At 36.3% G+C, this 9,545-nt stretch carries 5 protein-coding genes and 2 pseudogenes; 3 read left to right on the top strand and 4 right to left on the bottom strand.

The genetic code is table 11. The features are described 5' to 3' along the window. Nucleotides 1-1,342: hypothetical protein (locus AC2JBO_RS39505; RefSeq protein WP_496959092.1), on the top strand; the 1,342-nt coding region annotated here is incomplete at its 5' end. On the opposite strand, the gene AC2JBO_RS39500 is transcribed toward AC2JBO_RS39505, so the two are convergent. Next, on the bottom strand, nt 1,335-1,532 hold the full coding sequence (locus tag AC2JBO_RS39500; RefSeq protein WP_496959091.1) for a monooxygenase family protein: 198 nt from the start codon (nt 1,530-1,532) through the stop codon (nt 1,335-1,337). The two genes, AC2JBO_RS39505 and AC2JBO_RS39500, sit on opposite strands and share 8 nt — an antisense overlap. A gap of 5 nt (nt 1,533-1,537) precedes the next feature. After that, nucleotides 1,538-1,636, bottom strand: a pseudogene (locus AC2JBO_RS39495) (DUF5615 family PIN-like protein); the annotation flags it as partial. A 734-nt stretch (nt 1,637-2,370) separates the two neighbouring features. On the opposite strand from AC2JBO_RS39495, the gene AC2JBO_RS39490 reads away from it, so the two are divergent. Beyond that, nucleotides 2,371-3,885, top strand: a complete 1,515-nt coding sequence (locus tag AC2JBO_RS39490) for a cryptochrome/photolyase family protein (protein WP_496959090.1) — start codon at nt 2,371-2,373, stop codon at nt 3,883-3,885. Between the two features lie 111 nt (nt 3,886-3,996). On the opposite strand, the gene AC2JBO_RS39485 is transcribed toward AC2JBO_RS39490, so the two are convergent. Further along, nucleotides 3,997-4,167, bottom strand: a complete 171-nt coding sequence (locus AC2JBO_RS39485; RefSeq protein ID WP_496959089.1) for a hypothetical protein — start codon at nt 4,165-4,167, stop codon at nt 3,997-3,999. Between the two features lie 141 nt (nt 4,168-4,308). Next, nucleotides 4,309-6,285 carry a serine hydrolase domain-containing protein gene (locus AC2JBO_RS39480; protein WP_496959088.1) on the bottom strand — a complete coding sequence of 659 codons (1,977 nt, stop codon included), beginning with the start codon at nt 6,283-6,285 and terminating at the stop codon, nt 4,309-4,311. Between the two features lie 482 nt (nt 6,286-6,767). Between AC2JBO_RS39480 and AC2JBO_RS39475 the strand changes: the two are divergent. Beyond that, a pseudogene (locus AC2JBO_RS39475) lies at nt 6,768-9,545 on the top strand (hypothetical protein); the annotation flags it as partial.

Genomic DNA, 9,545 nt, shown 5'->3' with positions numbered 1-9,545 from the left:
AGATAATTTACTTAGAAAAGTAAATGCAGAATTTCAGTGTAAAGCAATTAAGGATTTAAAGCAGTATTATTGGTACTGGGATAAAATTCAAGAACTGAATTTATATATACCTGATGCATATATAATGATGCAACGTTTAGCTCAACCTCCTTTTAGTCAAGAAAGTCATGCTGTTAAAGTCATTATACGTTTTATTGCTTATTTAGATAACAAAGCGCGCGAGTTATTCCTTAATATATCCGATACAAGTTTATTACGTCTTGAACAAGCTTGCCGTTTAGATAATAATACCTGGTTAATCGCAGAAGGAATTGAATCAATTACTAAATATCTTAGCAATTTTAGTCTTCAATGCTTTATTAATTATCCGAATAAACTATTGAAAGTCGCAAAGTTATTAGGTAGTTTAAGTACTCCTATGAGTGAAAACATCGTGAAAACTTTCAGCCAGCATGTTATTATCACTCAAGATATTACTACATTATCTTTACAGGATGCATATGATTTTATTAATAGTCAATGCAATACACAATTTAGTAATCCTATCCCTCGCAAAATACGAGACTACCTACAAGGAAAATATTCTTTAAGCGAACAGCAAATAAATCGTGGTTTAAAAGTCATATATAAACAAATACAACTTACCCAGCTTGATATATTAGAACATTTAACTCTCAATACCTTAAAACGGGAGTTTGACGTTAATCCAAAACAAGAAAATATCAAACATGCGCTTTCAATGCTTGGGACTATTCAACGAAACAACCGTTGTTTTAGAAAATTTTTAAAAGCTTATTGGAACAACCAGTCAAATTATATCATAAATCATCACCTCACACAAACTTGGTTAAAACAGCATAGCAACATTAATATTAATCTATGGACAAAGGGAATTGAATATACAGAAATAGTTGGCCATAGTAAGGGTTTAGGGGGCGCCGTTTACATTAAACTAGAAAACGAACCACTAGAAGTGTTAAAGTTAGGTACTTATGTCGGCACTTGTTTAGGACTTGGGGGAATATGCTCAGACTCAGCAGTTGCTACACTCCTAGATATAAATAAACAAGTTCTTTATGCTCGAAATAAGGAAGGAACAATTATCGCGCGTCAAGTAGTCGCAATTTCAGAACAAGAAGAACTAGTTTGTTTTTACGTATATCCTGATAAAGTCAGCACCAGCATCAAGAAAATATTTTACGAATATGACGTTAGATTTGCTGATGCCCTTGGTCTCAAACTATATCAAAATTTTACAGATAATAGTTATGATGTGGAAAATATTATTTCTGAATCATGGTGGGATGATGACGCTTGGGATTTTACATTTGAACCTAGCTAGCAATAAATGTATAAATAATTGCTAACCCTTGAGGCTCATTACTATACTTACCACTCTTGGAAGGTTGATAAGTTTCATTATACAAACACAAACTTTTAGGATGCTTAGTAGTAAATTGCATCATCTTACGATGAGACTCACTTTTAAAAAACTCTCTCAAACTTTCAAATGAACTCCAGTAGCTGACCATGACAAATTTCCAGCTTCTTGTACCGTCAAAACATCATGTTCCATTGCCTGTAACAGTTCGCTAACTATTCTCGGTAACTGTTCGTCTACGTACAAACGTGCCATTAGTTAAGCTTTGGATACTAACTGCTTTTCAGTTGATGGCAGCGCAAGAATCTGACTTTCTAATTCTTTAAGAGTCATATATAAAATATTTATCGGGCTTGATTTGATTGTAGCGACTATTGCATCAATCTATCGTTTTATGGCAATCAAAATCGGTAGGGTGCGTGAAAGCTATTACAACTCATCAATAAGCACGCAAAATTAAACTGCTTTCACGCACCATTATTGGTGATTATTAGCTGCAAGTTCGTAATCCGCTTTCCTTTCCCGTAGGGATTAATATCATGTCCGGTAGCGTAACCGTAATAAAAACATTGTAGAGACGCTCCGGTTCTAAGCGTCTCTACATTATGGGTAATCAACCGGACATGATATCATCTGCATTACTAGAAATCACGGCACGGTTCTTCCGTACATAGCGTGCTAAATTTTAATTAAAATCGATAATTTTCCTTTATTATCAAGGCTTACAGGCACTTGTAGTTGAAATTCCAGTAATTTTATCGTTATAAAGAGAATAATAGCTATAACATAAACAGAACAAGGGTTTCAAGCTAATTTATCAACAGATTTAGCACACTAAGTATGGAAGAGCCGAAAAAGTTTCAACGTAATCATAAGGCTTGTAGCGTCACGCACCGACTCCTGATTGTAACAATATCATAAGTGGTGCTTTCATGTTCTGGCAGCAAAATTTATTTTATCATTATTAAATATTGTAACTTTAAGTAAAAATGACTATAGGTATTTGGATATTAGGTGACCAACTTTATTACGGACAAGCAGCACTTGCTTCTGTTGGTAGTCAAAAGGCGCCTATAATTTTGATTGAGTCGCTACAACACGTCAAAGCGCGCGAGTACCATAAACAGAAGCTTGTGCTGGTATGGTCAGCAATGCGACATTTTGCAGAAGAACTACGTCAACAGGGGTATGATGTCACCTATAAAATAGGAGATGATTTCGCTGAACCCCTTACTGAATGGGTCAAAGAAAATAAAATTACCGAAGTGCGGGTAATGGCGCCTGCCGATAAACCCTTTCTTGATATCATTAAAAATATACAGTGTCCTATTACATTAATACCCAATAATCATTATTTGTGGACACACGAACAATTCGCACAATGGGCAAAGGGTCGAAAAAACTTACTAATGGAGTATTTTTATAGAGAAGGGCGCCAGCGTTTTGATATATTAATGGATGGTGATAAACCTGCTGGGGGAACTTGGAACTACGATAAAGACAACCGTCAACCTCCAAAAGGAAAATTAAATACTCCACCAGCTAAGTGGTTTGAACCAGATGAAATAACCCAGGAAGTAATAAATTTTGTTAACTCTCTAACAATTCCTACATATGGAGAATTAAAAGATTTTCATTGGGGAGTGACGCGCGCGCAAGCATTAGAAGTATTAGACTGGTTTGTAAATGTCCGTCTAGCTAACTTTGGTCCCTATCAAGATGCAATGGTGGTGGGGGAAGAAACGATGTGGCACGCAATGATATCTCCATATATTAATATAGGGTTGCTGCATCCATTAGAAGTAGTGCAAGCTGCTGAGAAAGCTTATCAAGAAAATAAATTACCATTAAACAGTGTAGAAGGATTTATTCGTCAAGTTATGGGATGGCGCGAATATATGTATGGATTATATCATTATGTAGGTGCCGATTATCCAGAGAAGAATTACTTTAACCATACAGAAGCACTACCCGAATTTTTCTGGACGGGTGACACTAAAATGAACTGCTTACATCAGGTTATATCTCAATTGCTGCGTATTGGATATGTGCATCACATCCAGCGTTTAATGATATTGAGTAATTTTTCTTTAATAGCAGGGTTTTCACCGCAGCAGGTAGAAAGTTGGTTTCATACAGCATTTATTGATGCGTATGATTGGGTAATGCAAACTAATGTTATTGGTATGGGACTGTTTGCTGATGGTGGAATTGTTGGTTCAAAGCCATATGCATCATCAGCTAATTATGTCAATAAAATGAGTAATTATTGTAAAGGGTGTGCATATGACCCGAAAGCTCGTACTGGAGAAAAAGCTTGTCCGTTTAACTATTTTTACTGGGATTTTCTTGACCGTAACCGCGATAAACTTACTAACCAGGGACGAATGAGTTTTATTCTGAAAAATTTAGATGGAATGTCATCTGAGGAATTAAAAGCTATTCGCAAATTAGCGCGCGATTGGCACGAAAAAACCAAAAAATACCAATATATTGTAGCATAGGCATTTTACATATCCAGCTTTAAAAGTCATTATTTATACCACAGAAACTGTAGAGACGCGATTAATCGCGTCTCTACAAGGTTTTGGACATCATATATGTATGTACTTCATTTACCCGAAACTTGCCTGTATAGACTCAGAAGGCTCAGAGTCATCATCCATCTCTGAATCCACAAACTCTACTATTACTTTAACACGGCTGTGCTTTGTAACTGCTAATGGTTCATCTAAATACAGCAAACCATTTTCGTCAACGCTTCCCATGACTTCTTGGTTTCTCATATAGGGCAGGTAGGGATACTAAGGGATTGTAATAATTATATACTATATGACTGAATAATTTTTTGTTTGGCTCAATTTTAGGCGCCTAACTTGACTCCAAATTCACACATAGTCGCATCCACTTGTCCATAGCATATAATTTTAAAATTTGAAACCAAGTAAGTTCCAGTAGTTAAGAAATAATAGAAACATCAGAGCGGCGCCTGTAATTAATGTATAATAATATCTTTGTAAAGATGTTCCTTGTTTGCTTCTCCAAATTAAACAAATATAAAAAATTAAGATAACTGTCATACCGCTTGATATAATGGGTAAGCATAACAAACTAATATAAACCGGGTTAATTCCGTAAATTAGTTTTAAACAACTAGATTCTTTGCAAGACATCAATATTTTACCTACTACTAGAAATATCAAGTTTGTATAACTTATTAAATATGTTAACATTCTTGCTCGTTTCAAAGTAACTGTAAGCCTGCTTTCTCTTCTCACTTCAGGTACAAAACGAAACAATTTGTATTTATTAAATTTTTTATGAATAGAAAGTAAAAACAATTTTAAGTAGTTTTGTACACAAATAAAAATAAATATTGATAGGAAAAATATGTAAAGAAAAATATGAAATGAAAAATCTTCATACCAATTCATTTTGTGAAGCGAGAATATTCCATCAAACAAATAAATTATATGGTTTTGTTTATTTTCTCTAAAACTAATATATTTGTCTCCTTCTAAAGACACAAACAACATTGGTTCAATTTGAATATACTGACGCGAGTCATAAACAAGTATTTTATCATCTTTGATATCAACGGTAAAATAATATGGTTCAAATAACTTTTCTATAGTTGTTTTTGATGTAATTGTATCTAAATAATTACCGCCTAAAAAACTTAATGATTTTAATGATTTAGCATTAGCTATATTTGGTTTACTTTGAATTGGGTAATAACGGTTAAGGAAATCTCTGGTAAATTGAGTGTCGAGCGTTGATGTTGAATTACAAACAATAAACACTCCTAAATTATCCTGCGGAATTAAAACTAACTGACTGACAAACCCTTCAATTAAACCACCATGTCGAATGATTCTTAAATTGTTGCGAAATTGTTCTTGGAATGCATACGCTATCCCAGGAATACGTGCGTCATTTGTAAAATGCTGACGTTGCATTTCTTCTAATGTCTCAGCTTTTAATATCTGAGTTTTCCCCAGGCGCCCTCTTTGAACAGGTACATTCAACTGAGCTATCATAAAATTGGCAATGTCAGTTGCCGTTGTACTCAAAGCTATCGCTGGAACTTGATGTTCGTATGTGTAAGGCTGTGGTATAAATTTGTTATCATCATATTCATAACCCACCGCTAAGTCTGACCTTAAAGAAAATGGCGGTGGCTGCACAAAACTACTGTGCTGCATTCCTAATGGCTGTAAAATATTTTTATCAATATATTCGGCAAACGGTACTCCTGAAACTCTCTCAACAATATAACCCGCTAAAGCCATTCCATAATTAGAATAAGTTGTGATTGTACCTGGAGGCAAAATTTGCTGTGGTTTACGTTTTGCTAAATGCTTTCCAAGTGGTTGTAACTCTTCTTGAGTCCGGGCTGACATCCCAATATCATTGACATCTAACCCCGATGTATGAGTTAATAAACTAGCAACAGAAATCGGTTGCGAGTATTTATTGTCAAGTTGAAAGTCTTTAATATAATAATTAACTGGCTTATTCAAATCTATCTTATCCTGTTCGACAAGCTGCATCACAGCAATTGTTGTAAATAATTTAGAAATTGATGCGACTCTAAATAACGTTCGACTTGAAACAACAGGTTTCTTGCTTTCTATATTCGCATAACCATATCCCTTTTGAAAATATATCTCTCCGTCTTTAACCACCACAACTGCCAAACCTGGAACTTGCTCAGAATTCATTTTTTCAGCAACGTATTCGTCTATAAATTCTCTCATACCCTGTAAATCATTTAAATACTGCTTTTTTATATTGACTACAGGTGGTTGCTGCTGTTGCGGATGTATTACCCGCGCGGAAGTAGGATGTGGAAATAAATACAATGCTATTATTATAATAGATACAACTAGTAAATGTTTCATGTACAAACGGGAGTATATAAGCGAAAATCCCAGCTAAGGAGTTGGAATTACACATTCTACTCGATTTTGTAACATTTCAGCCATTTATACGCCAATTTTTCTAGAGAAAGCTTTTTATTCTCACTTTACTATACTTTTGTCCCAATATAAGCAATTTTATGGCGCCTGTTGGTGTTTGACCCCTTTGTAATCCAATTCTGACTCAGTAATAAGAGTAATGGTGCGTGACAGCAGTTTGTTCTTTCTTACAGTTTTTGTTCTTGGATGCTGTCACGCACCCTACGACATAAATTTTTTTTACCTTAAGGTAGATGTCAAGTTATTATATCCGAGGTTATTCTGGCTTCACTGTTTTAATGTTGATATTATTCGCACAAAGTACCAAAGTCTGATAGGCTGAAATTACATTTAAATGTATTCAAAGCACTTGCAATTAATCATTAATTGAGATTAAGAGTGTAAATTATTACTTTGATATTATCATGACACAATTACCACCAGGGCGTGAGTCTGAACCTTCTAATCGTCGATTGTGGCTTTTATTGCTGAGACGTGGTAGTCTTGCATTGGTTGTGGTTTTACTTGCTTCACTCGCAGGTGGCGCCTGGTGGTTAAGAAGTTTTATCGCAAAGGATTTAGTTCCATTAATTCAAACGAATCTTCAAGAGTTATTAGGACGACCCATAAAAATTGGCAAAGTTGAGCGTGTCACTTTAAATAGTATCAGATTTAATTCCCTCGATATTCCAGCAACTGCGAATGACCCAGATAAAGTCAAAGCAAAAGCAATAGATGTTAACTTCTCTCCTTTACAAGTCCTTTTAACTCGCACTTTAAATTTGAATGTAACTCTCATTGAACCAAATGCTTATTTAGAACAGGATGTAAACGGTCAATGGGTTTCTACACAATTAAAGACTGGAAAAGAAGAAAAAGGTTTCATTAAAACGAACTTGGAGAGTCTGAGCGTCAAAAATGCTAGTTTAGTATTAGTTCCAACTCCAAAACCTGGTACAGTCAAAACTTCTGTTGGTTTTAATCAAGCTGATGGAGTACTCAAAATTTCACAGGAGCAAAAGTCTACTAACCTAAATTACAACGTTGGCGCCACTCAAAGCAATAACCAAGGTAAAGTTGATCTCGATGGCAGTACTGTATTAAATTCTGGACAAGTTGGTGTAACTAGCTTAAACGTTCAAGCGCGCGATTTACTCGTTACTGATATAAGTAAGTTAGTACAAACACCTGTAACTGTCCAAGCTGGTAGCGTCAATGCCAACCTAACTGTTGATATTAAACCACAGGCGCCAATATCTTTAACGGGGACGGCTGATTTATATCGAATTGCTGCTAAAGTTGATAATATTCCCCAAACCGTTACCAATACACAAGGAAGACTACAGTTCCAAGGTCAGGAAATTGCGATAAATAACCTCACTACCAACTTAGGCAAGATTCCACTCCAAATTCAAGGCGCCTTAAATACCCAAACAGGTTATAATCTCAATGCAGTTGTCCAACCTGTAGATTTTCAAAGTATCCTCAGCACTGTTAACACCAAATTACCAGTTACAGCAATTGGACAAGTACAAGCAAACATCAAAATTCAAGGAAGCATCAAGCAACCAACTGCAACAGGAACTATCAACACCGTCAAGCTTAGTACCATCGACCGTTTACAGTTAAATAAAGTCAGTAGTAATTTTCGTGTAGATACCGGTGGCAACACACCCGTCCTCACCGTTTCCGACTTAGTTGTTCAACCAACTTTGGGAGGACAAGTTGTAGGAAGTGGAAAAATACAGCTTGCACAAAAAGGTAACGTCAACCTGAATATACAAGCTTTAGATATTCCCGGCAATTATGTTGCCAGCAGCTACAATGTTGGACTCCCACTCAATATCGGTAATGTTGCAGCTTCCTTGAATATTTCTGGACAACTGGGTCAAGCACTTCAACTTGGTGTCCAAAACTTTAACGTTAAACCCCAAATAGGGGGGGTTGTCACAGGTAGTGGAAATATTCAGCTTGCACAACAAGGTAACGTCAACCTGAATATACAAGCTTTGGGAATTCCAGGCAATGCTGTTGCCAACGCTTATAAAATTGCACTTCCTTTAAATATAGGTAACGTTGCTGCAAATGCTAACGTAAATGGTCGGTTAGGTACTTCTTCATTACAACTCGCTTTACAAAACTTAAAAGTGGCGCCACAAATAGGAGGAACCGTTACAGGTAGTGGTAATATCCAGCTTGCACAACAAGGTAATGTCAACCTGAATATACAAGCTTTGGGAATTCCAGGCAATGCTGTTGCAAACGCTTATAAAATTGCACTTCCTTTAAATATAGGTAATATTGCTGCAAACGCGAATGTTTCTGGACGGTTGGGTACTTCTTCATTACAACTTGCTTTACAAAACTTAAAAGTGGCGCCACAAATAGGAGGAGTTGTTACAGGTAGAGGAAATATCCAGCTTGCACAACAAGGTCGAGTCAACTTAAATATTCAAGCTTTACAAATACCAGGTGATGCGGTAGCGCGTGCGTATAAGGTAAATAGTCCGATTACAATTGGTAGTGTCAACGCAAACGCGAATATTTCAGGTTTGTTAAGTAACCCAAGGACAATAGCACAGTTTACGGCGCCAGGTGCAACTTATCCAAGTTCGGGAGTAATTAGAATAGCGGGTAGCAATACGAATAATCTAGAGTTACAAAATGTGAACCTGAAAGTTGCTGGTGGAACTGTGACAGCGCGCGGTAAAGTCGAAAATAAACGCTTTAATGCTTTTGTCAATGCAAGTAGTTTACAGTTGGATAGTTTGAGAAATCTACAACTACCCCCACAACTTCGACGAGGTAGTTTTAGTACAGCTTTGAATTTATCAGGTAATACTGATGCATTACAGTTAGAGAATATAAGAGTGATAGGGATAGGGATCGTAAATAATATAGCAGGAGGCGCCGTCAATTTAAGCAACATTAGTTTGAATAGGGGTGTTTGGCAAGTTAACGGTGGAACATCAGGAGTTGCATTGAATGAGTTTGCGTCAACTTTACGTGGTAGGTTGAATAGTAACTTTAATATAGCGGGGACAACAAAATCGTTTGCGCTGGCAAATATTCGTGCAGGTGGACAGTTTAATATAAGTCAAGCACCATTTATCGAACAACCTTTAACAGCGCAGCTTCAATGGAACGGTCAACAGGTTATACTGGAACGCGCGACGACTCCAGGGTTGAGTGCAAATGGAGTG

It is taken from the genome of Calothrix sp. CBUCES-K 9914 (genome assembly GCF_059640475.1).
This window is presented reverse-complemented; position numbering and strand designations above follow the sequence as displayed.